The sequence below is a fragment of the uncultured Victivallis sp. genome (assembly GCA_944389935.1).
Taxonomy (GTDB): Bacteria; Verrucomicrobiota; Lentisphaeria; order Victivallales; family Victivallaceae; genus Victivallis.
Genome location: CALXOE010000035.1, coordinates 1 through 20,833 on the forward strand (window position 1 = coordinate 1; position 20,833 = coordinate 20,833).

The 20,833-nt window shown below is 60.4% G+C and carries 20 protein-coding genes; 9 read left to right on the forward strand and 11 right to left on the reverse strand.

Going from position 1 to position 20,833, the window contains the following annotated elements; genetic code table 11:
• Positions 1–123: 123 nt before the first annotated feature.
• Genes Q0J85_RS10715 through Q0J85_RS10725 form a run of 3 tightly spaced genes read left to right on the forward strand, consistent with a single transcriptional unit; the run spans position 124 to position 2,552 of the window.
• Positions 124–690, forward strand: a complete 567-nt coding sequence (locus Q0J85_RS10715) for a sigma-70 family RNA polymerase sigma factor (protein ID WP_294481299.1) — start codon at positions 124–126, stop codon at positions 688–690.
• Positions 691–695: 5 nt separating this feature from the next.
• A complete protein-coding gene (locus Q0J85_RS10720; RefSeq protein WP_294481300.1) occupies positions 696–953 on the forward strand; it encodes a hypothetical protein in 258 nt (85 codons plus the stop codon).
• Positions 954–2,552: a serine/threonine-protein kinase gene (locus tag Q0J85_RS10725; RefSeq protein ID WP_294481301.1), complete on the forward strand. Its 1,599-nt coding sequence runs from the start codon at positions 954–956 to the stop codon at positions 2,550–2,552. It abuts the gene before it with no gap.
• Positions 2,553–2,626: 74 nt separating this feature from the next.
• Here Q0J85_RS10725 and Q0J85_RS10730 read toward each other — a convergent pair whose 3' ends face one another.
• The 8 genes from Q0J85_RS10730 to tmk all read right to left on the reverse strand — a co-directional run bounded on the left by Q0J85_RS10730 (position 2,627) and on the right by tmk (position 13,038).
• Positions 2,627–4,654, reverse strand: a complete 2,028-nt coding sequence (locus Q0J85_RS10730; protein WP_294481302.1) for an FAD-dependent oxidoreductase — start codon at positions 4,652–4,654, stop codon at positions 2,627–2,629.
• Entirely contained in the window at positions 4,651–6,375 is a 1,725-nt protein-coding gene (locus Q0J85_RS10735) for an NADH-ubiquinone oxidoreductase-F iron-sulfur binding region domain-containing protein (protein ID WP_294481303.1), read from the reverse strand. Before Q0J85_RS10735 ends, Q0J85_RS10730 begins: the two co-directional genes overlap by 4 nt.
• Positions 6,372–6,824 carry an NAD(P)H-dependent oxidoreductase subunit E gene (locus tag Q0J85_RS10740; protein WP_294481304.1) on the reverse strand — a complete coding sequence of 151 codons (453 nt, stop codon included), beginning with the start codon at positions 6,822–6,824 and terminating at the stop codon, positions 6,372–6,374. Before Q0J85_RS10740 ends, Q0J85_RS10735 begins: the two co-directional genes overlap by 4 nt.
• A 91-nt stretch (positions 6,825–6,915) precedes the next feature.
• The gene (locus tag Q0J85_RS10745; RefSeq protein WP_294481306.1) at positions 6,916–7,803 is read right to left on the reverse strand and encodes a 4-deoxy-4-formamido-L-arabinose-phosphoundecaprenol deformylase; all 888 of its coding nucleotides are present in this window, start codon (positions 7,801–7,803) and stop codon (positions 6,916–6,918) included.
• 11 nt (positions 7,804–7,814) lie between these two features.
• Positions 7,815–9,809, reverse strand: coding sequence for a bifunctional UDP-4-amino-4-deoxy-L-arabinose formyltransferase/UDP-glucuronic acid oxidase ArnA (gene arnA, locus Q0J85_RS10750; protein WP_294481309.1), 1,995 nt, complete (start codon positions 9,807–9,809; stop codon positions 7,815–7,817).
• A gap of 164 nt (positions 9,810–9,973) precedes the next feature.
• Complete coding sequence (glmM, locus tag Q0J85_RS10755; RefSeq protein WP_294481310.1) at positions 9,974–11,320, reverse strand: phosphoglucosamine mutase; 1,347 nt, start codon at positions 11,318–11,320, stop codon at positions 9,974–9,976.
• A 16-nt stretch (positions 11,321–11,336) separates the two neighbouring features.
• On the reverse strand, positions 11,337–12,398 hold the full coding sequence (locus Q0J85_RS10760) for a hypothetical protein (protein ID WP_294481311.1): 1,062 nt from the start codon (positions 12,396–12,398) through the stop codon (positions 11,337–11,339).
• Positions 12,376–13,038, reverse strand: a complete 663-nt coding sequence (gene tmk, locus Q0J85_RS10765) for a dTMP kinase (RefSeq protein ID WP_294481313.1) — start codon at positions 13,036–13,038, stop codon at positions 12,376–12,378. Before tmk ends, Q0J85_RS10760 begins: the two co-directional genes overlap by 23 nt.
• Positions 13,039–13,148: 110 nt before the next feature.
• Between tmk and Q0J85_RS10770 the strand changes: the two genes are divergently transcribed.
• The 6 genes from Q0J85_RS10770 to Q0J85_RS10795 are packed head-to-tail and all read left to right on the forward strand — an operon-like array spanning position 13,149 to position 17,907.
• Positions 13,149–14,267: a hypothetical protein gene (locus Q0J85_RS10770; protein ID WP_294481315.1), complete on the forward strand. Its 1,119-nt coding sequence runs from the start codon at positions 13,149–13,151 to the stop codon at positions 14,265–14,267.
• A gap of 41 nt (positions 14,268–14,308) precedes the next feature.
• On the forward strand, positions 14,309–15,004 hold the full coding sequence (locus Q0J85_RS10775) for a hypothetical protein (RefSeq protein WP_294481317.1): 696 nt from the start codon (positions 14,309–14,311) through the stop codon (positions 15,002–15,004).
• 12 nt (positions 15,005–15,016) lie between these two features.
• Positions 15,017–15,790, forward strand: coding sequence for an RNA methyltransferase (locus tag Q0J85_RS10780; protein WP_294481319.1), 774 nt, complete (start codon positions 15,017–15,019; stop codon positions 15,788–15,790).
• Between the two features lie 5 nt (positions 15,791–15,795).
• A complete protein-coding gene (locus Q0J85_RS10785) occupies positions 15,796–16,932 on the forward strand; it encodes an MraY family glycosyltransferase (RefSeq protein ID WP_294481321.1) in 1,137 nt (378 codons plus the stop codon).
• On the forward strand, positions 16,929–17,426 hold the full coding sequence (locus tag Q0J85_RS10790; protein ID WP_294481322.1) for a dCMP deaminase family protein: 498 nt from the start codon (positions 16,929–16,931) through the stop codon (positions 17,424–17,426). The genes Q0J85_RS10785 and Q0J85_RS10790 overlap by 4 nt, the downstream gene beginning before the upstream one ends.
• Positions 17,419–17,907 (forward strand): adenylyltransferase/cytidyltransferase family protein, encoded by a 489-nt coding sequence (locus Q0J85_RS10795; RefSeq protein WP_294481323.1) that lies wholly within the window; start codon positions 17,419–17,421, stop codon positions 17,905–17,907. Before Q0J85_RS10790 ends, Q0J85_RS10795 begins: the two co-directional genes overlap by 8 nt.
• 274 nt (positions 17,908–18,181) lie before the next feature.
• Here Q0J85_RS10795 and Q0J85_RS10800 read toward each other — a convergent pair whose 3' ends face one another.
• The 3 genes from Q0J85_RS10800 to Q0J85_RS10810 all read right to left on the reverse strand — a co-directional run bounded on the left by Q0J85_RS10800 (position 18,182) and on the right by Q0J85_RS10810 (position 20,626).
• Positions 18,182–18,946: a sugar phosphate isomerase/epimerase gene (locus tag Q0J85_RS10800; protein ID WP_294481324.1), complete on the reverse strand. Its 765-nt coding sequence runs from the start codon at positions 18,944–18,946 to the stop codon at positions 18,182–18,184.
• A gap of 265 nt (positions 18,947–19,211) precedes the next feature.
• Complete coding sequence (locus tag Q0J85_RS10805; RefSeq protein ID WP_294481326.1) at positions 19,212–19,817, reverse strand: GntR family transcriptional regulator; 606 nt, start codon at positions 19,815–19,817, stop codon at positions 19,212–19,214.
• Positions 19,817–20,626, reverse strand: a complete 810-nt coding sequence (locus Q0J85_RS10810) for a nitroreductase family protein (protein WP_294481327.1) — start codon at positions 20,624–20,626, stop codon at positions 19,817–19,819. The genes Q0J85_RS10805 and Q0J85_RS10810 overlap by 1 nt, the downstream gene beginning before the upstream one ends.
• Positions 20,627–20,833: the final 207 nt, after the last annotated feature.

The window sequence follows — 20,833 nt, forward strand, 5'->3', positions numbered from 1 at the left end:
ACAGGGAACTGCCGGGCTCACGACCAATCTGCATGCAGACGGCAGCCCGGTCTGGCTCGACAGTTCGGCTGTCTCGGAGAACCGAACGTATGTGTCTGATGTAATGGAAGTTGCTGCTGACTGATGGCTTATACCACAAAGAAATCCCTCCTGGAGGCGATCTGCCGGGGGGATGAGATCTCCTGGCATGAATTTTACGGGACTTATCGTCCGTTGATCGTGGTGCGCGGAAGGGATTACAAACTCAGCGATACCGAGATCAACGAACTGGTGCAGGCGGTCATGCTGCGTTTTTTCAATCGAAGCAAGACATTTCTCTATGATCGTTCGCGGGGAAAATTCCGGGATTATCTCGGGGTGATGATCTATCATTGCGCATTGAACATCATCCGGCAGCGTCCCAGGAACGAAGTCGGTTATGACGGAATCGAGATTCTCGAACCGGAGAACGATCAGGATCGCTGGCGGCGGGAATGGCAACTGCACATTCTCTCCATGGCGATGAAGCAGTTGAAACTTCGACTGGAGGATTCCACCTTTCAGGCGTTTGAACTCTATGCGGTTCAGGGGGAGGATCCGGCGGTGGTGGCGCGCTTTCTGAGAATCCCGGTCGGGATGGTCTATGTCGCAAAGAGCCGGGCGCTTGCGCTGCTTCGGAAGATTGTCCGGGAGCTGCAGGAAGAGGAGTGACGGTCATGCACTATGCGAGATACGAACTTGATCAGTATCGGTGTCATGAGATGTTCTGGGTTCGTCGTATTTTCTGCAGGCTGCATCTCCGGCACTGCCGCCGGTGCCGGAAGCGACTGGCCCGGCTGGCGATGGATGACATCCTGATTGCCGATCTTCGGAAGTTGATGCAGGAGATGAACATTCCCGACAACCCCGGAGAGTACCACGCCCTCTGTGATTTGTTTCAGGAGGATTCCGACAGGCGGAGATCGACGGTGTAGATGCAGATTCCGGATTTTGAGATTTTATGGAAAAGCGGGCGCGGCGCTTCCGGAGAGGTATGGATCGCCCGGAATCGCGCCGGTTCTCTGGTCGCCTTGAAGACGATTGAAAAATCGGAGCAGGCGGCTGGGGAACTGGCCGGACTGCGCAGTTATTTCCTGATTGCCGGAACTCCGCACCTGATCCGGATTTTTCACATCGGCGAAGTCGACAATATCCTCTACTACACGATGGAGCTCGCGGACAATCTCGGTACGAATGAGCGCTATATCCCCGCGACACTGGACAATCTTCTGCGGCAGAAAAAGCGGCTTTCTCCGGCGGAGACCGCCCAACTCGGCCGGAAATTGCTCGACGGGCTTGAGACGCTCCATCAAAACCGGTTGATTCACCGGGACATCAAACCTGAGAACATCCTGTTTGTCGGCGGGAAACCGAAACTCTCCGATATCGGCCTCATACGCTCCGTGTCCCACTCTCTCGGGATCGGCGGCACTCTGGGATTCATTCCGCCTGAACGGTTGAAAGCCGGTACCGGCGCCATGAGCAGCGCGGACGATCTTTTCGCTCTCGGCAAGGTGCTCTACTGCTGTCTCACCGGAAACGATGTCGAGGAGTACCCTGTCTTTCCCCACTCCCTGCTGCGGCCGGAATATTCGCAGCTGAATAAAGTGATTCTGACGGCCTGCAACCGGGATCCGGCAAAGCGATTCCGGAGCGCGGCCGAGTTCAGTCGGGCTCTGGGGCGGGGCGCGATCGGAAAAAGGCGGCTGCTGCCGTCATTTTTCCGGGGACGTTACCTGGGATTCTGGCTCGGGGCGGTTATTGCGTTTTCCTGCATCTGGCAGCGCCTGACCCCGGAAGTGGTGTCGTCGGAAACGGGACATGTTCCGTCAGCTCTGGCGGGGGATGAATTTTCTCCCGCTGAAAATGTTCCTCCCGGGGGGAGCAACTGCCTCGAACCGACGTTTTCGCAGGCTTCCCCCGATCCGTTTGAGTCGATCCTGAGACATCGGGAGATGATTCCCGACAGCTTTTCCGAAAAAGATTGGAAATTATTAAGCTCAAAAAACCTGCAGCTGTCCAATAAAACGCTCCGGGGATGGCCCGATGCGCGGGGAGGGGTGCGGCTGCTTCTGCCGTTGGATTACTCGTATGCGATTCGTTTCCAGATCGACTACGGGAGGCTCGACGGCCTCCTCATTTTCCGGAGTTCCATCTGGAATCCAAACGGTTCCGAGGACTCTTTCATCCAGTGGAGTCTGCTGCGGACACAGGAACATTTCACCTTGAATCCACTGGAGTTTCAGGAGGAAAACGGTAAGCGCAGGATCTTGATTCATCCGGTCAAACAGCCGCGGAAAACTCCGGGATTCCACCGGGTCGAAATGGTTCAGACCTCCCGGATGTTCGGAGTGTATATCGACGGAGAACTGCTCCTCTATGCGCCCGGTTTCTTCTGCGGGGGATACTTTACGCTCTTCGCCGTAGGAGGGAAATCCAACTTTTTCGAGTTGAAGAACTTTGAATTGTGGCACATGTCGCATCTGCCCGGAGGTCTGTCGACTGACCCGTATTGGCTGACCGCGGGAAGATGATGGCTCTTTTATGAAAAAAAACGGTTGCGAAACGGCATTCCGCCGTCCGCAACCGTTCTGTCTCTTCTCTCGGATTACTTTTTGATCCGCCAGTCGAGCGCGCCGACGGGGCAGGCATTGATGCACTCGCCGCACTCCGCACAGCTCGTCGGGAAGCCCTTGTCGAACGCCGTCCCGATGTAGGTCGAGAATCCGCGTTTCTTGGGCGACAGGAGCGTCTTGTTGACGACCTCTTTGCAGATTTTCACGCAGACGTTGCATTTGATGCATTTGCCGCGATCCTGGATGATCGAGGGATGCCGGATATCGTAGCTGACCGGCAGCCGTTCCCCCTTGATCGAATCAGCCTTGCAGCCATACTCGTCGCCGAATTTGCGGAGTTTGCAATCCTCCTTGTCCGTGCAGCTGCACTCGATGCAGCGCTTTCCCTCGTGCATGATCTGCTCGGGGGTCATCGTCGCCGCGACCTCCTTGAACGAGTTTTTGCGCAGTTCGAGGCTGATGAGCTGCTGCTTCTCGCGCGGATCTTCCGAAACGTCATCGCGCAGGAAAACCAGATCCTCTTTCGCAAGATCCTGCCACTTGCCGCGGCTCACGTAGACGGTGTGATCCACCGGCAGATCCTTGCCGAGCAGCGCGTTGGTCACCTCGAGCGCGGCCTGCCGACCGGAGGCGACACCCTCGACCACGGTCGCCGCGCCGGAGAGACAGTCGCCCGCCGCGTAGAGCCGGTCGCCGAACTGGCAGGTGTTCTCTTTCACGTCGATGTTGCGGAAGCGGTTGGTCGGGATTCCCGCCGGCACGACGGTTCCCTGGCCGATCGCCGCGATGATCGTGTCGGCCTCGGTCTCGAATTCGCTGCCCGGGATCTCGACCGGTTTGCGACGCCCGGAGGCGTCCGGTTCGCCGAGCTGCATGCGGCGGCAGGTCATGACGAGCTTGTTCCCGCGCTTTTCGACCTTGACCGGGGCGACGAGGAAGTGGAAGTTCACACCCTCTTCGCGCGCCTCGTGGATCTCGATCTTCTCCGCCGGCATCTCCGCCTCGGTACGGCGGTAGAAGCAGTTCACATCGGGGCTGCCGAGGCGGACGCTCGTGCGCACGCAGTCCATGGCGGTGTTGCCGCCGCCGACCACGATGACCTTGCCCGGATTCGGCGCATTGTTGCCGTTCGAGGCGACTTCATACAGAAATTCGATGCCCTGTTTCGCGAGTTCTTCCCCCTCGCAGCGGAGGCCGGAGGCTTTCCAGCAGCCGACTGCGACGATGACCGCGTCGAAGTTCGCCTTGAGTTCGTCGAGCGAGAGATTGTCACCGAGTTTCCGGCCGAACTCAAAATGGATTCCCATCTTCGGGAAGTGCGCGAGTTCGCGGTCGAGTGTCGCTTTCGGCAGACGGTACTCCGGAATGCCGTAGCGCAGCATGCCGCCGGCTTTCGGCTGCGCGTCGAAGAGCGTCGACTCGATCCCTTCGAGCCTCAGATAATAGGCGGCCGAGAGTCCCGCCGGACCGGCGCCGACAATCGCGACTTTCTTCCCGGTCAGTTCCGGGAGCTCCTCCATGTATTCGTCATAGTGCAGATCCGCCGCGAGACGCTTGAAGTCGTTGATCGCGACCGGTTCGCCGTAGACATTGCGCCGGCACTGCTTTTCGCAGAACCGCGGGCAGACACGGCCGATCGACATCGGCAGCGGAATCCGCTTCTTGATGATCTCGAGACTCTTGAGAAATTCGCCCTTGCGCCCGGCGCGGACGTACTCCTCAACGCTCGCATGGGCCGGGCACGCCATCGTGCACGGGGCTTCGCAGTCGCCGGTGTGCTCGGAGAGCAGCAGCGAGAGCGCGGTCCGGCGCATATCGAGAACTTCCGGAGAGGAGGCGTCGATCTCCTGTCCCTGCGACGGTTTCGCCGCGCAGCTCGGCAGGAAACGGCCGGTTTTCTTGTCGCGCACCACGCAGACGAAGCAGCTCGTGGTCTTGGAAATACGCGCTTCGCCGCAGAGCCCCGGGATCCGGATCCCGTTGGCTTTGGCGACATCCATGATGGTCTGGCCGGGTTCCGCCGTGACAGTCCGGCCGTCCAGGATAAATTCAATGCTCATTGTATGGAACCTTTCTTGACCCGGTGAATGGTCTTCTTGGGGCAAACGTCCTTGCAGGCGTTGCAGCGGGTGCACTTTTCATTGTCGATCACGAGATCATCGGAGATCGCTCCGACCGGACAGGTCTTGACGCAGAGCTTGCACTTGATGCAGTTCGTCTTGTCGAGGTACATGTCCACGAGCGCGCTGCACTGCAGAGCCTCGCACTGATGATCTTTCACGTGCGCTTCGTACTCGTGACGGTAGTAGCGCAGCGTCGCGAGCACCGGATTCGGCGCGGTCTGGCCGAGGCCGCACAGCGAGCCCATCCGGATTTTCGGGCCGATGTCCTCGAGGAACTCCAGATCGGCCATCTCGCCCTTGCCGGCGACGATGCGTTCGAGCGTCTCGAACATGCGGGTCGTTCCGACGCGGCAGAACGTGCACTTGCCGCAGCTCTCACGGTGCGTGAAGTCGAGGAAGTAACGCGCGGTTTCAACCATGCAGCGGTCTTTGCCGATCACGATCATGCCGCCGGAACCCATGATTGCACCGAGTTTCTTGAGCGAGTCGTAGTCGACCGGCGTATCGAAGAGCTCGACCGGAATGCAGCCGCCGGAGGGACCGCCGGTCTGAACCGCTTTGACTTTGTCCGGATCCGCTCCGCCGATATCGAAGACGATTTCGCGCAGCGTCGTTCCCATCGGAACCTCGACGAGGCCCGGATTCTTCAGGTCTCCGGCGAGAGCGAAGAGCTTCGTCCCCTTGCTCCCCTCGGTACCGATCGCCGCGAACGCCGCCGCGCCCTCGCGCAGAATCAGCGGCACGTTGCCGAACGTCTCGACGTTGTTGATCATCGAGGGATAGCCTTTCCAGCCGCTGTCGGTCGGGAACGGCGGACGGAAACGCGGCGTGCCGCGCTGCCCCTCGAGCGAAGCGATGAGAGCGGTCTCCTCGCCGCAGACGAATGCTCCCGCGCCCTCCTTGATGATGATCTCAAGTTCGCGGCCGTTGATGACGTTGAGCTTGTGCTCATAGATCTGGTTGATCGCGATCTTCAGATGGCAGATCGCCATCGGGTATTCCGCGCGGCAGTAGATGAACAGTTTCGTCGCTCCGGTCGCGTAGGCCGCGATCAGCATGCCCTCGAGCACCTGGTGCGGAACCGACTCCATGAGCGAACGGTCCATGAACGCACCCGGGTCGCCCTCGTCGGCGTTGCAGATGAGGATCTTTTCCGGCGCGTCTTTCGCGGCGAGGAAGCTCCACTTCGTCCCGGTCGGGAAGCCGCCGCCCCCGCGGCCGCGCAGCCCGGAGAGCTTGACCTCGTTCACCACATCGGCGGGGGTCATCGAGAGCGCGCGTTTGAGTCCCTCGTAGCCGCCGTTTTCGGTGTAGTCCTCGAAGCGGGTCGGGTCGATCCGGCCCGCGAGGGCGAGCACCTTGATGAGCTCTTTCGCCTTGCGGGCGGGCGGCACTTCAAAGCGGTCTTTCTCGCCGAGCGAGAGGATGTTGTCGATATAGCCGTTCTCGGCTTTCACGTTGCGGTAGAAAATGGAGTCCCCGTTGTCGAGCAGAACCTCGACCATCGGTTCGGCATAGCAGTGCCCGAGGCACCCGGTTCCCTCGACCGGAATCGATTCGGCGCGCGAACGCAGGAGTTCGAGCACCGCATCCGCACCCGCGGCCACGCCGCAGCTCGCGACGCCGACACGGATCTTCCTGATTTTTTCCTGGCTCATTTGTTCTCGTACTCCTTCAGGATTTTGACGATGCTTTTGCGGTCGAGCTTGCCGTAGACGCGGCCGTTCACGCTCATGACCGGGGCGAGACTGCAACAACCGAGACAGGCGACCGTCTCGAGCGAGAAGTGGCCGCGGGCGTCGGTTTCTCCCGACTTGATGCCGAGTTCACGGCTCAGCCACTCGCCGACCTGCGTCGATCCCTTGATGTGGCATGCCGTTCCGTCGCAGATCGCGATCTTGTACTTGCCGGGTTTGACCCGCTTGAACTGAGCGTAGAAGCTCAACACTCCCTCGACCTCGACCGCCGGAATCCCGAAATATTCGGAGATCGCCGCGATGCTCTCGTCGGAGACGTACCCTTCGGCGCCCTGAACCGCCTGCAACCCCTTGATGAGGTTCGACGGCTCCTTGCCGACCTTCTCCAGAAACGCGTACTTTTGGTCCATTCCTTTTGAAACTCCTGTTTCACCTTTTTCGGGATTCCGCGCCGGGCCGCGGCATGGAATCCCTGTTCTGCATTTTGCTTTTCGTAATTCTCTATTTCTGCACGGCGAGAACGCCTTCGCGTCCCGGGAACTCCCGCAGTTCCATTTCCCCGTCCGGTGCGGAATCTTTCACGCGCCGGGCGAGTTCGCCGAGCGGAATGATTTCGTAACCCAGCGCTTTCACCCGGTCGAGATAGGCGTCGAACATCGCCGCGCACTTCCCGCCCTCCGCTTCGGCGTGGATGGTCAGCACGTTCGGACGCTCTTCCGTGAGCAGCCCGATCTGGTGATCGTTGTAGTTCGCGTCATTCACTCCGTCGCGGCCGAGCGCCTCGTCGTAAGTCGGCAGCGTGACCGGAATCTGCAGCTGCTCGAGCCGTTTCCCGTTCACAACCGGATAGAACGGATGCGTTCCGCGGCAGTCGCTGTTGTACTTGAACGGATAACGCATCTTCACTTCCAGCAGCCGGGCATTCGTGCGCCAGCCGGGCGCGGCGCTGGTGTGGACGATCCCCCCGGTGACTCCGGCGAGGAACGCCAGCCCTCGATCGATCTCGTCGGCCATTTCCGCCTCGCTCATCGACATGAGCTTGGCCTGTGCCTTGTGGTGATCCCACGCATGGAATCCGATCTCGTGCCCCGCATCCATCGTTTCGCGGATCACCGGGCGGAAGCGTTTCCCGATTTTCGGACCCGGCCAGGCCGTTCCCATCAGGATGATCTCCGGCCCGTAAAGCCCAGCCGCATCCGTGCGCAGCATCTTCCAGAGGAACGACGGTTTCAGCAGCCGCCAGAGATGGCGCCCCATGTTGTCCGGGCCCACCGAAAAGTAGAACGTCCCTCTGACTCCGTGCTTTTTCAGAATTTCGCAGAGACGCGGAACGCCGCGGCCGGTGCCGCGATAGGTGTCCACATCGATGCGAAGTGCGATTGTTTTCATCTGGCCGGGGCTCAGTCGAGGTTGAATTCACCGGACTTGATCGCTTCGGAGAGGAAGAAATCCAGCGTCGTTTCGATCGACTGCTCGAGCGGAATCTTCGGCTCCCAGTCCAGCAGACGTTTCGCGTTCCGGATCGACGGCACGCGGTGCTGCACGTCCTGATAGCCCTTGCCGTAGAATGCGCCGGACTCCACCACGAGATAGCCCGCGAACGGCGGAAACTTCGCGCGCAGCGGGTGGCGGTCGAACTTTTCAACGAGCATTTCGGCCATCGCCTTGATGCTCGCTTCATTGCCCGGATTCCCGATGTTGATGATCGCGCCGTCGCACTTGCCGTCCTTGTTTTCGATGATGCGGTAGAGCGCCTCGATTCCCTCGGTGATGTCGACGAAGCACCGTTTCTGCTCGCCGCCGTCGATGAGCTGAATCGGAGAACCCTGCACGAGATTCAGAATCAGCTGCGTAATCGCCCGCGACGAACCGATCCGGGCGCTCGTGAGGCTGTCGAGCCGCGGTCCGATCCAGTTGAACGGCCGGAACAGCGTGAACTGCAGCTGTCCTTTGGCGCCGTAAGCCCAGATCACGCGGTCGAGCAGCTGTTTGCTGGTCGAATAGATCCACCGCTGCATGCGGATCGGCCCGGTCACAAGTTTGGAGTTGTCCTCGTCGAACTGCGGATCCTGGCACATGCCGTAGACTTCGCTCGTCGACGGGAAGATGATCCTCTTGTTGTATTTCACGCAGTAACGGACGATGCGCAGATTCTCTTCAAAGTCGAGCTCAAATACCCGCAGCGGATTGCGCGTATATTCGATCGGAGTCGCAATCGCCACGAGCGGCAGGACGATGTCGCATTTGCGGATGTGGTATTCGATCCATTCGCGGTGGATCGAGATGTCCCCCTCGCGGAAATGAAACCCCTCGCGCCCCATCAGGTGATCGATGTAGTTGCTGCGCAAGTCGAGCCCGAACACCTCGTACTTGCCGGAGTCGAGCAGCCGTTCCGAGAGATGGCTGCCGATGAAGCCGTTCACGCCGAGGATCAGCACGGATTTCTTGCGTTTCGCCTCCCGGAGTTTTTTCGGATTCGCGCCGAACGCCATGTTCGGGACGATGCGCGCATCCGCGGCGAGCTGGTCGCCGGTCATGAACACCCCGTTTTCAAGCTGTGCGGTTTTGATCCGCAGCGCCTGTTCGCCGCAGGCGATCGTGAACGGGGACGCGGCAAGCACGGTTCCCGGCGCGGCCTTGCGTTCGGCCGGAACCACCTCCGCCGACCAGAAGAAACATTTCCGGTCGCCGATGAAGCTGAACGCTCCCGGATACGGTTTCGTGACCGCGCGGATCAGATTGCGGACGGCTTCGGCGCTCTTCGACCAGTCGATCTCGCCGTCGGCGGGTTTGCGTCCGGGGAACTTCGTCGCTTTCGAGTCATCCTGCGGGGTGCGCGCGGCTGTTCCCGCTGCGAGTTTCGGCAGCTCGCGGTCGAGCAGAACCCCGGCCGCCACGGTCGCCTTGTCGAAGACGGTTTTCGCCGTATCGTCGCTCGTGATGGAGATTTTCTCCTGCGAGATGATGTCGCCCGCGTCGGCGCGTTTTTCCATATAGTGCAGCGTGAGACCGGTTTCGGTTTCCCCGTTGATGATCGCCCAGTTGATCGGAACGCGGCCGCGATATTTCGGCAGCAGCGAGCCGTGCAGGTTGATTGCCCCTTTCGACGGAATCGCAAGGAGCTCCTCCCCGAGCATCTCCCGGTAATAGAACGAAAAGAGGAAATCCGGCTGCATCGCGCGGATCCGGTTGATCCAGACCGGGTGGTTCACGCTCTCCGGCGCGAAGACGGGAATCCCGTACTCGCCGGCCAGTTCCGCGACCGACCCGAACCAGATGTTTTCCGTCGGATTGTCCCGGTGGGTGAAGACCGCACTGATTTCAAATCCGTTTCTGCGCAGCGCCTCGATTCCGGCGCGGCCGATGTTATGATACGCAAGAACAACACATTTCATCTTGTCAAACCCTTCCTGATCATGGCAGCACACAATAACGTCATAATATACTCCGCTTTTACGGAGTTTTCCAGACGCCCCCGGTAAAAAACATTTTTTTTATAAAACCGCGAAACGAAAAAGCCGCCGCAGACGGAAGCCGGCGGCGATTTTCCGGAGTTCCGTCAGTTCAGCTCCTGCTTCGCCGCGGCGGAGAGCCGTTCGATCCAGTGCTGTACATCGGAACTTTGTTCGGCTTCGACGAGAATCCGGATCTTGTTTTCGGTTCCGGAGTAGCGTACGATCGTGCGTCCCGATTCGCCGAGCGCCGCCCGGCACGCCTCGATCTCCGCGGGCAGCAGCGACAGCTCCTCGAGCGGAGTCTTGCGCGCGACGGCGAACGAGTGCAGCTTCTGCGGAAAGACCGTCATGAATCCGGCCAGTTCCGCGAGCGGTTTCCCGCTCTCTTTCATGAGTTTGAGCACGTGCAGGGCCGAGATGATGCCGTCACCGGTGGTCGCGTAATCCATGAAGATGATGTGCCCGGACTGCTCACCGCCGACGTTGAACCCGCCCGCGCGCATCCGTTCGATCACGTACCGGTCGCCGACGTCGGTCACTTCCACGCGGATGCCCGCCTGCTTCATCGCGCGAGAAAGCCCGAGATTGCTCATGCTCGTGACCACGACCGTGTCAGAGGCGAGTTTTTTCTCGCGCTGGAACGAGAGTGCGAGCATCCCGATGATCCGGTCGCCGTTGACCTCATTGCCGTTCGCGTCGCAGAAGATCACGCGGTCGGCATCGCCGTCGAGCGCGATTCCCGCATCGGCGCCGTACTTGCGGACCAGCTCGCCCATATTTTCGGGGTGCAGCGCACCGCAGCCATCGTTGATGTTGAGGCCGTTGGGCTTGACCGCGGTCTCAATCACCTCCGCACCGAGCTCCCGGAAAATCGGCGGCGCGATCGAGTAGGCTGCGCCGTTCGCGCAGTCGAGAACGAGCTTGAGCCCGCGCAGACTCAGATTCCGGATCGACCCTTTCGCAAACTCGATGTACCGCCCGCGCGCGTCTTCGATGCGGAACGCCTTGCCGATCGCCTCGCCGGGGACGCCGTCCTCCGCGAGTTTTCCGCCGAGAATCTCCTTTTCGATCTCGAGTTCCACCGCGTCGGGCAATTTGAAGCCGTCTTCCGCGAAGATCTTGATTCCGTTGTCGCAGGCCGGGTTGTGGCTCGCGGTGATCATGATTCCGCAGACCGCCCCCATCGATTTGGTCAGGTGAGCCACGGCAGGAGTCGGCATCGGGCCGACCGCGAGCACGTCCATCCCCATGCTGAGCAATCCGCTCGTGATCGCGTTTTCGAGCATGTATCCCGAAATGCGCGTATCTTTTCCGAGCACGACCCGCTGATGTCCCGAGGCCCCGCCGAGCACTTTCGCCGTGGCTTTTCCGACCAGCAGCGCGAGTTCCGGTGTGATCGGGTAACTGTTTGCGCGGCCGCGGATTCCGTCCGTTCCGAATAATTTTTTCATCTGCGTGAATCTCTCCTCATGATTTCATGGCTGTGCCGACTGCGAATGCGCGCAGCGCCAGCTCCTCGTTGACGTTGAAGCGGAGCGTGAACAGCAGCTCATCGGCTCCCTTGAGCACCATAGCGGCGAATTCCGGCGTCACGTTGGCGGGCGGCCCCGCCGGGAACAGCTCCGGATTCGCAAGCTCCCCGAACGGAACGCCCGACGCGAGCTGGAACAGCTCCGCGGCGAACGTGTGAATCGCGCTCAGAAACATTCCGCGCTCTTTCATGTAAGCGCCGTAACCCGCGTCCGTGGCCTGTGCTTCGACCCGTTTGACGGTGGGCGCATCGCCGGACTGGGCCGCGGCCTGGATTCTCCCCTCCCACTCCGCAGCCGTTCTCGCGGTCGCGGCGCTGTTGAGTCCCGCCGCAACCCGGCAGATGGCCGCGGCCTGCGCTTCGGCGAGCGCCAGATTGCCGCGGGCTTCCCCGACAAGTTTGTTCAGCGCCGCAACGAGCTCCCCGAACCCCGCGAAATCGTATTCGCAGCGGTTCGCCAGGAGCGGCAGAAGCTGGCAGCGGGAACGGGTCGTCGGGAGCAGCGCGGCCGGATTCCCGGTCGCGAGAATGAGCAGCGTCTCGGGCGGCGGCTCTTCGAGCGTCTTCAAGAGCGCGTTCTGCGACTCCTCGTTGAGCCGGTCCGCGTCGAAGATGATGCCGACCTTGCGTCTGCCGCCGGAGGTGCTGGTCAAGTGGAACTGTTTTTCAAAGTTCCGCAGCGTATTCGGCTCGGGGTTGTTCCGGTCGCCGATCTTGATCTCGTACATCTTCCCGACCGGTGTGAGCGTGTAGAGCTCCTGATAGTTTCCGGATTCGATTCCGCGGCAGACGCGGCAGATGCCGCACGGCTTCCCGTCCCGCCCGGCAGGGCAGGCCGCAAGCTGGGCGAGCACCGTCGCAAACTCCCTGCGGACACGTTCGGAATCGGCCTGCAGCAGAAATGCGTGCGTGAGTCTGCCCGCGCGGGAAGCGTTTTCAAGATGTTGAAGAACAACCGGATACAGTTTCCGGTACTTATCGTACAAATTCGTCGGCAATTCCTCGAATCTCCTCGTGAATCGTCTCCGGAGTGCGAGTCGCATCGATGATGCGGATCCTCTCCGGTTCGCGGGCGGCGATCGCAAGAAATGCGGCGCGCACGCGCTGGTGAAATTCCAGCTTCTCCTCCTCGAAGCGGTCATGTTCTCCCCGGGTTTCTTCCCGGATGCTGGTGCGCGCGAAACCGACTTCGGGCGGGAGGTCCAGCAGAAACGTGAGATCCGGCACGCACTCGGCCATCGCAAATCGGTTCAGAAATTCGATCGCGGGCGGTTCGATCCCGCGCGCTCCGCCCTGGTAGGCGGTCGTGGAGTCCGCGAACCGGTCGCAGATCACGATCGTGCCGGCCGCGAGGGCGGGCCGGATCTTTTCGCGCACATGCTGGGCGCGTGCGGCTTCCATGAGCAGCAGTTCGGTGCTTGCGTGCATCTTCTCCGGGCCGTCGAAATTCTTCACGAGCGTGCGCATCCGCTCCGCCAGAGGTGTCCCGCCCGGTTCGCGGGTGACGAGAACCGGACGCCCGAGGGCGGCGAAATGTTCGGCGAGCTTCCGCACCTGCGTGCTTTTTCCGGAACCTTCGGGGCCTTCAAACGTGATGAAATATCCGTTGTACGAGTGTTTGAGTGCTTTGTTTACCATAATTCCCGTTTTTTCCTTGCAAAAAGAAGATAGCTCCATTTGCCGGAAAGTTCAACCTGTGTTATATTTTACGATATGATTTTTTTCAACATTAACCGGAAAATGAGATCATGGCTAAAGAATTGACCCGGGACACCTATTTGTCCAAGCATGTCGGCGACTTCCCCGCGGAAGTCACAATCGGCGGACGCACCTACGTGAAAGTGGACGATCTCCGCTACGGGACGAACCCCCATCAGGCGGCCTGCTACTACAAACCTGTCGGCGAAATTTGCGCGATCGGCGACATGGAGATCCTGAAGAACGGCAAGAGCGGACTTTCGCAGACCAATCTTGAGGACATCTCCTACGCGCTCAACATCGTGAAGTTCTTCGACCGCACCGCCTGTGCGGTGATGAAGCACGTGAATCCCTCCGGCGCGGCGGTCGGGCTGCCCGGCGAAAGCATGAAATCGGTCTACCTCAAGGCGCGCGACGCTGACGCCCGCGCCGCGTTCGGCAGCGTGATCGCATTCAATGCCGAGGTCGACGCCGATACGGCGCGGGAGATCATGGGCACATTCGTCGAATGTGTCGTCGCTCCCTCGTATGCGCCCGGCGTGCTCGAGATCTTCAACGACGGTGAAACCTACAAGCTCAACCGGCACATCCGGATCATCCGCTGCGGCGCGATCTCTTCGCTGCCCCGCTTCGTCGGCGAGGCGCGGGAGATTCACAACACGATCAAGGTTCTGGGCGACGGTTCGCTCGTGATGGCGCAGCCGCTGCTCACATCGCTGCATGGCGTCGAAGATCTGGTTCCGGCAGAGGCGGAAAACAAACGTTGCGGTCACCAGAAGTCGACCGTCGAGGCGACCGAACAGCAGAAGCTCGATCTCCTCGCCGCCTGGTACATCAACCTGAGCGTCCGCTCGAACGGCGTGGTCATCGTGAAAGACGGCCAGACGCTCTCGGTCGGAACCGGCGAACAGGACCGCGTCGGCGCGATCGAGCAGGCGATCGCAAAGTTCAATCAGAAATATTCCGGCAGCGGCACACTTCAGAATTCGGTCATGTCCAGTGACGGCTTCTTCCCGTTCGAGGATGGCGTCGAAACCGCGGCGAAAGCCGGAGTGACTGCGATCATCGCCCCCTCCGGTTCGTTGCGTGACGCGGATGTCATCAAACGCGCGAACGAACTCGGCGTAGCGCTCTACCATGCCCCCGAGCGGATCTTCTCCCACCATTGATGAGCAACGAATTGACAATTCAACGATAAGGAATCGGACGTATGGCGAAGAAACAAATCGACAAGAAAGCGCTGAATGCGGAAATTTCCAAGGCCATGATGAATGACTTCGAGCGGATCGGGCAGGGGGTCGTCGATTACTGGAAGCCGCTTGCGGCGGTGGTGGTCGGAGTCGCGCTGCTTGTCACCGTGATCTGCTGGGCTGCGGAGCACCAGAGGAACTCCGTACGCAAGGCGCAGGAGGCGATTTCAGAAGCGACGGACGTCGCCGCTTTGACGAAAGCGCTCGAGACCTACGGCGATACCGACGCCGCTCCGACCGGGCGTTACCGTCTTGCACTGCTTTATCTCAATGAGAAAAAATATGCCGAGGCTCTGAACGAGCTCGAACAGGCCGCCGGACGCGGAGATGCGTTTCTCAACGGCAACATCGCGCTGACCGAAGCATACGCGCTCGAGCTCTCAGGAAAACCGGCCGAGGCGGCGGAGAAATTCGCGGTCGCGAGCGGTGAAGCAACCTATCCGGCCGCGATGCGGGCCGAAGCACGGTTTGCTGCGGGTCGGCTCTTCGTCGCGCAGAAAGATCTCGCACGGGCGAAATCGCTGCTGGAGCAGGCGCCGGCCGACGGCGTGCCGCAGGGCGCTGCGGCCGGCTGGGATGAATCCTCCGCCGCGCTGCTGCGTGCGATCGAATCGGGCGAGTACGGCGCCATCTCTGCGGAACCTCTGGCGCAGTAAGGCTGGTTTTGCATGAACTCGAACGGGCTGACGCGCAGACAGGAGTCGCTGATCCGTTCGCTCTACACCCGGCATGGCCGCCGCAAGGCGAAGTGCTGTGTCTGCGAGGGGCTCAGGGCGGCGCGGGAGCTTTATACGCTCCGCCCGGATCTGGTCCGCTTCACGGTCGCAACCGAGGCGGGGAGCAACGCGCTCGCGATTCCCGGGGAGTGCTGTATCGTCGGGGAGGAGAAGATGCGCGAACTCTCGGGAACGGTCAATTCGCAGGGAATTCTCGCGGTGGCCGCGATTCCGGAGGAACCGTCGCCGGACGAACGGCCCGCGGATCCGTTTCTGTTCGCGGTCGACCGGCTCGGTGATCCCGGCAATTTCGGCACGATCTGCCGGACGCTGCGCGCTGCGGGGCTCTCGGAACTCTGGTATACGAAAGGTTCGATCGATCCCTACGGCGACAAGGCGGTCCGTTCGGCGCTCGGCGCGCAGTTTTCGCTGAAACTGCGTTCGTTTGAAGATCTCGCCGGGCTGAGCGGGGCGGCGAAACGTTTCGGCTACGCCGAGACCTGGCTGACTGATCCGCACGACGGCGAGAATTGTTTCACCGCTCCCGCCCTCTACGACCGCAGCGTGATCGTGATCGGGGGAGAGGCGAACGGCGTCTCTCCGCTCCCCGGAGCGAAACACGTCATGATCCCGATGCCGGGCAATTACGAGTCGCTGAATGCGGCGCAGGCGGCCACGATCTTTCTGTTTGAATATGTCCGGCGCAGCTGTTGCGGGAAAGGGTGAATCTCATGTCGGTCTGGAATCAAATCTATCTTTTCGCGTTTCTGGCGGGAGCGGTTTCGACGCTGCTGACGACGCCGCTCTTCGGCTGGATCGCGCGGAAGCTCAATTTCATGGATGTGCCGCAGGCCAATCACAAGGGGCACGGCCGCGCGACGCCGCTGCTCGGCGGGGCGGCGATTTTCACCGGGTGGTTTCTCTGCCTGGCCGGAGGAGTCGGGCTGGCGATGTGGGGAGGGCTCGCGGTGCTCTTCGACGAGGTCGCGGGGCATCTGCCGGGGCTCGAAGCGTCGCTGCCGAAGCTCGGAGTTCTGATCCTCGGCGCGTTTCTCGCGGTCGTGCTCGGCCTGATCGACGACAAGTGCGCCCTCTCGGCCGGGAGCAAGTTCGGCGGCCAGTTTCTCATCGCGTTGATCGCGGTCTGGTTCGGCGGAGTGCGGGTCAACATCTTCTTCACGAATCCGGTTCTGGTCTGGGCGGTGTCGATCTTCTGGATCATGCTGCTCATGAATTCGATCAACTTCTTTGACAACATGGACGGACTTGCGGTCGGTACGGTTACGATCGCCATGGGATTTTTCGCGGTCATCGCGGCGTTGAACGGGCAGTTTTTCATCACGGCGCTCGCGGCGTTGACCTGCGGCGCGGGGGCGGGATTCTGGTTTTACAACACCGCTCCGGCGACGATTTTCATGGGGGATTCCGGCAGTCACTTTCTCGGCTACATGGCGGCGGTGATCTCGGCGGAGGTGACCTGGTTCGGAATCGATTTCTCGCTGTCGCGTTTTCCGATCCTCATGCCGCTGTTCATTCTCGCGCTGCCGCTTTTCGACACCGGGATGGTCGTGTTGATCCGGACGCTGAAGAAGAAGCCGTTCTGGATCGGCGACCACAACCACATTTCGCACCGGTTCGTCCGAATGGGGCTCTCGCGGCCGCAGGCCGTGCTGCTTGTTCACCTGATGGCGCTCTGTGTCGGGCTCGGGATTCTGCCGGTGTTCTGGGGGGATTTCCGCACTGCGGCGATTCTGGTCGCGCAGGCGTTTCTGTTTCTGCTGGTCATCACCATCATGCAGTTCGCGCTCTCCGATCGGCAGGACACCCGGGAGAAACCGCAATCTGAAACGAAGGACAAACAGCAATGAGTACGAGAAAACGTCCCGGCTGGGATCAGTATTTCATGGACATCGCGCACGTTGCCGCGAGCCGCAGCAACTGTTCGCGGCGGCAGGTCGCGGCCGTGCTGGTCCGGGACTGCCGGATCATTTCGACCGGTTACAACGGCACGCCGCGCGGCGTGCGAAACTGCTCGGACGGAGGCTGCCCGCGCTGCAATTCGGATGCCCCATCCGGGACGAATCTTACGCAATGCCTCTGCAGCCATGCCGAGGAAAACGCGATCGTCCAGGCCGCTTATCATGGAATTGCGGTCAAAGGGGCGACGCTCTACACGACTTACAGCCCGTGCCTGCTCTGCGCGAAGATGATCATCAATGCCGGGATTCGGGAAGTGGTTTACCATACGCGGTATTCGATCGACGACGTTTCACTCGCGCTGCTGCATGAAGCGGGTGTCATCGTTCGGCCGCTCGAGGAGTCCGGGGACAATCACCGGGAGGAGTGCAAGAGCGATGAATAAGAATCCCGCCGACGGCATCATGACGCTGGAACAAGCAAAAGCGTGGCGCGAACAGTTACGCGCCCGGGGGAAGAAACTCGTCATCACGAATGGCTGCTTCGACATTATGCACCGCGGCCATGCCGCCTATCTGTACGAGAGCCGGGCCCTCGGTGATGCGCTGCTCATACTTGTCAACTCCGATGCGAGCGTGAGCCGCCTGAAAGGGCCGGAGCGGCCGATCGTCGATCAGTACAGCCGCTGCTATATGCTCTGTGCGCTCGCGAGCGTCGATGCGACGGTGGTTTTTGACGGGGAGCGGTGCGACCGGGAGCTGCGCGAACTTGCGGCGGATCTTTATGTGAAAGGCGGCGACTATACGATCGAAAAACTCGATCCGTCCGAACGCGCCGCGCTCGAGGCGGCCGGGACGGAGATCCGGTTCAAGCCGTTCATCCCCGGCTTTTCCACCACCACCATCATCGAGAAGATCCGCCGCTGACCGACTTTTGCATTCACTTGCGACTGTGAAAGTCGCAGACGCTTCACGCCACCGGTCGAGGCTGGAGCCTGCGGAAACCGTCGGGCAGAAGAACCGGAAATGACTGCATGAAGACTGTTTCGGTCGCAGATGCAGACCCGGAGACCGGAAGCGGGGGAACCCTTGTCGCCGGCAGAATCGAGTGATTCATGCCGTGCCGGATGATGTGCGGCGGCAACTTCGGCTCCTCCCGTTTCCATCTCCCTGATTTTTTCCAGAACTGATCGGGGAAGCGTTATTTCACGAAGTTCTCAACGAGATAGTGGAGACTGTCCGCGAGCGAATCAAACGGATCTTTCAGGCAGACATCCTGTTCGACGATGAAATATTCGACTCCGGCGGCTTCGCCCTCGGCGATGATCGACTTCCAGTCGAGATTGCCCGATCCGATCGGGAACATCGCGCGCTGACGTTCGTGAATCCCGTAATCTTTCAGGTGCAGCAGCGGCATGCGTCCGGAGAGTTTGCGCACCCAGTCGGCGGGATTCTGGCCGCCAGCCTGCACCCAGAACGTATCGATTTCGCCCTGCAGTGCCGGGGCGTTGTCGTAGAGCAGTTCGAGGATCAGGGAGCCGTCCTCCATGCGCATGAACTCGATGTCATGGTTGTGGTAGCAGAGCACCTGACCGGCGGCGGCGAGTTTTTCGGCGGAGGCGTTGATTCTGCGGGCGAGGTCGACCGCTTCAGCCCGGGTCGACGGAATGATGTGCGGCCACGGATAGGCGGTGTATTTGCAGTGCAGTTTGCTGAGACGTTCGATGACCCGTTCCGGCTCTTCGACGATCATCTGGCCGCCCTCGTGAGTTGCGCAGATGTCGAGACCGAGATCCGAGCAGATGCGGACGAGGTTCTCTTCGGCGATCGGTCCCATGCCGGAGATTTGAACGGCGTCATAACCGATTGCTTTGACTTTCTTCAGGGATTCGGCGATCTCCGGTTCGGTTTTCAGGAAATCCCGGAGGGTGTAGAGCTGGGCGGCAATCTGTTGTTTTTTCATCATGAAACTCCTGTGTTTGAGAATGGGTCGCACCGTGTTCAATATAACCCGCCGACCGGTGATGTCAAGCAGCTTTTCCGCCTCCGCAAAAAAGAAAACGGTTGAGAATTCCCGGAACGCCCGGCCCGGGGCAGCGGCGATGTGGAGTCCAGCCCGATCCGCTCCGGCTTTTTTTCGATGCCGGAATCGATGTCTCCGCAAATTTGTGACCGTGCGGCGGCGCCTCCTGCAATCTGCCGTTTCTCGTGGAATAAGATCGGAACGGGGATCAGGGTTTCGGATCGGTTTCAGCGAAGCGGAAATGGCGGGCCAGAAGTTCCGCAGCCGTTTCTGCGTCTCCCGCGATCATCGCGTCGAGCAGGCCGATCCGCTCCGAGCGCGGCGTCTCCGGAATCGCGCTGTTGCGCAGCGTCCGGTACGGCGCCGACCGCTTCAGCAGATTCAGCGCGATTTCCCGAAAAAAACGGTTGCCGCAGTGTTCCGCGATCAGCCGGTGCATCGCTTCGTCCACCGCAAGCGACTCTTCCGGACCGCCCGTTTCGATCCGCTTGCGCAGCTCGCGCAGTTCGGAGGTCGGAATGCGCGGCAGCGCCTCGCGCAGAAGTTGCGGCTCGATCCGGCTCCGGCAGTCGAAGAGTTCCGCAACCTCTTCCGGAGTCGGAGCAACAACCCGCAGTCCCCGTTTCGGCAACGGTTCGATCAAACCCTCGGCCGTGAGGCGGCGCAACGCCTCACGCAACGGAGTCCGGCTGATTCCGAACTCCGTCGCGAGCGCTTCTTCGGTCAGACGCGCTCCCGCCGGATAGCGTCCGCCGATGATCCGCTCCGCCAGCAGCCGATAGGCCTGTTCACACAGACTTTTCTTCTCCAGCATCAATCCACCCAGGTGATTTGCAGCGGATGCCGCTCGGGTATCCGCTTATGCTGATAGCGGGGGAATCCCGCGACAATGGCGCCTGTTACGATCTTCCCCGGGGGAAGTTCCAGCAGCTCGAGCAGTTGCGGATCTCCACTCATTGCTGCGGCTTCCACCAATCCCACCCAGCAGCTCCCGAGTCCGATCATCGGGGCGTAAAGTTCGGCGTAGGTCAGCATGAATTTTCCGTTCTGCCGGAACAGCGGTCCCGTGGATTCATCCATGAGAGCGAGAATCAGGCATGGCGCATTCCGCAGTACGTTGTCCCGGCCGGAGGCTCGGTGAAACGCCACCATCGACGCGAGATGAGGCGCCATACTCTGACGATTTTCCGCCCAGGCCATGATCGCGGCCGTGATCTCTTTCAACCGCCCGGGATTGTCAATCACGTGGAAATGAACGCCCTGCAGATTCCCTGCAGTCGGCGCAATGCGGGCAATGTTCAGAAGTTTGTCGATTGTCTCATGCGGAACATGTTCTTTTTTGAAACTGCGAATGGAACGCCGCGTGCGCAGAAAACAGGCGGCTTGCTCCGGTGTCGGGAGTTTTTCCGGGTTGATGAGCTCCTGACCGGCGCGCGGAGTCCGGAGATTGTCGATCGCTCCAGTCGGACAGACCGATACGCAGTGTCCGCATTCGATGCACTGATCCTCCCGGATCTGCGGCCCGTTATCGCCCATTTCCAGAACGCAGGTCGGGCAGTCCGCGATGCAGAATCCGCATTTCACGCATTTTTTCCGGTCAAGTCTGATAAAATCCGAACTCATTGCACGCCCCTTTCTTTGAAAAATTGTCCTCTTCCCGTGTCCGGGTGACCAACCCGATCCCATACTATAGCATTATTTGGGAAAGTTACACCCCGGAATCTCACAAGATTGAAAAAATCCGGAATATTCCGTCCGATATTTGCATTTCTGGAAAAGCTGTATACTGTATACAAAATAGTTTTGTTTTTCCGGATTGCAAATAGAGAG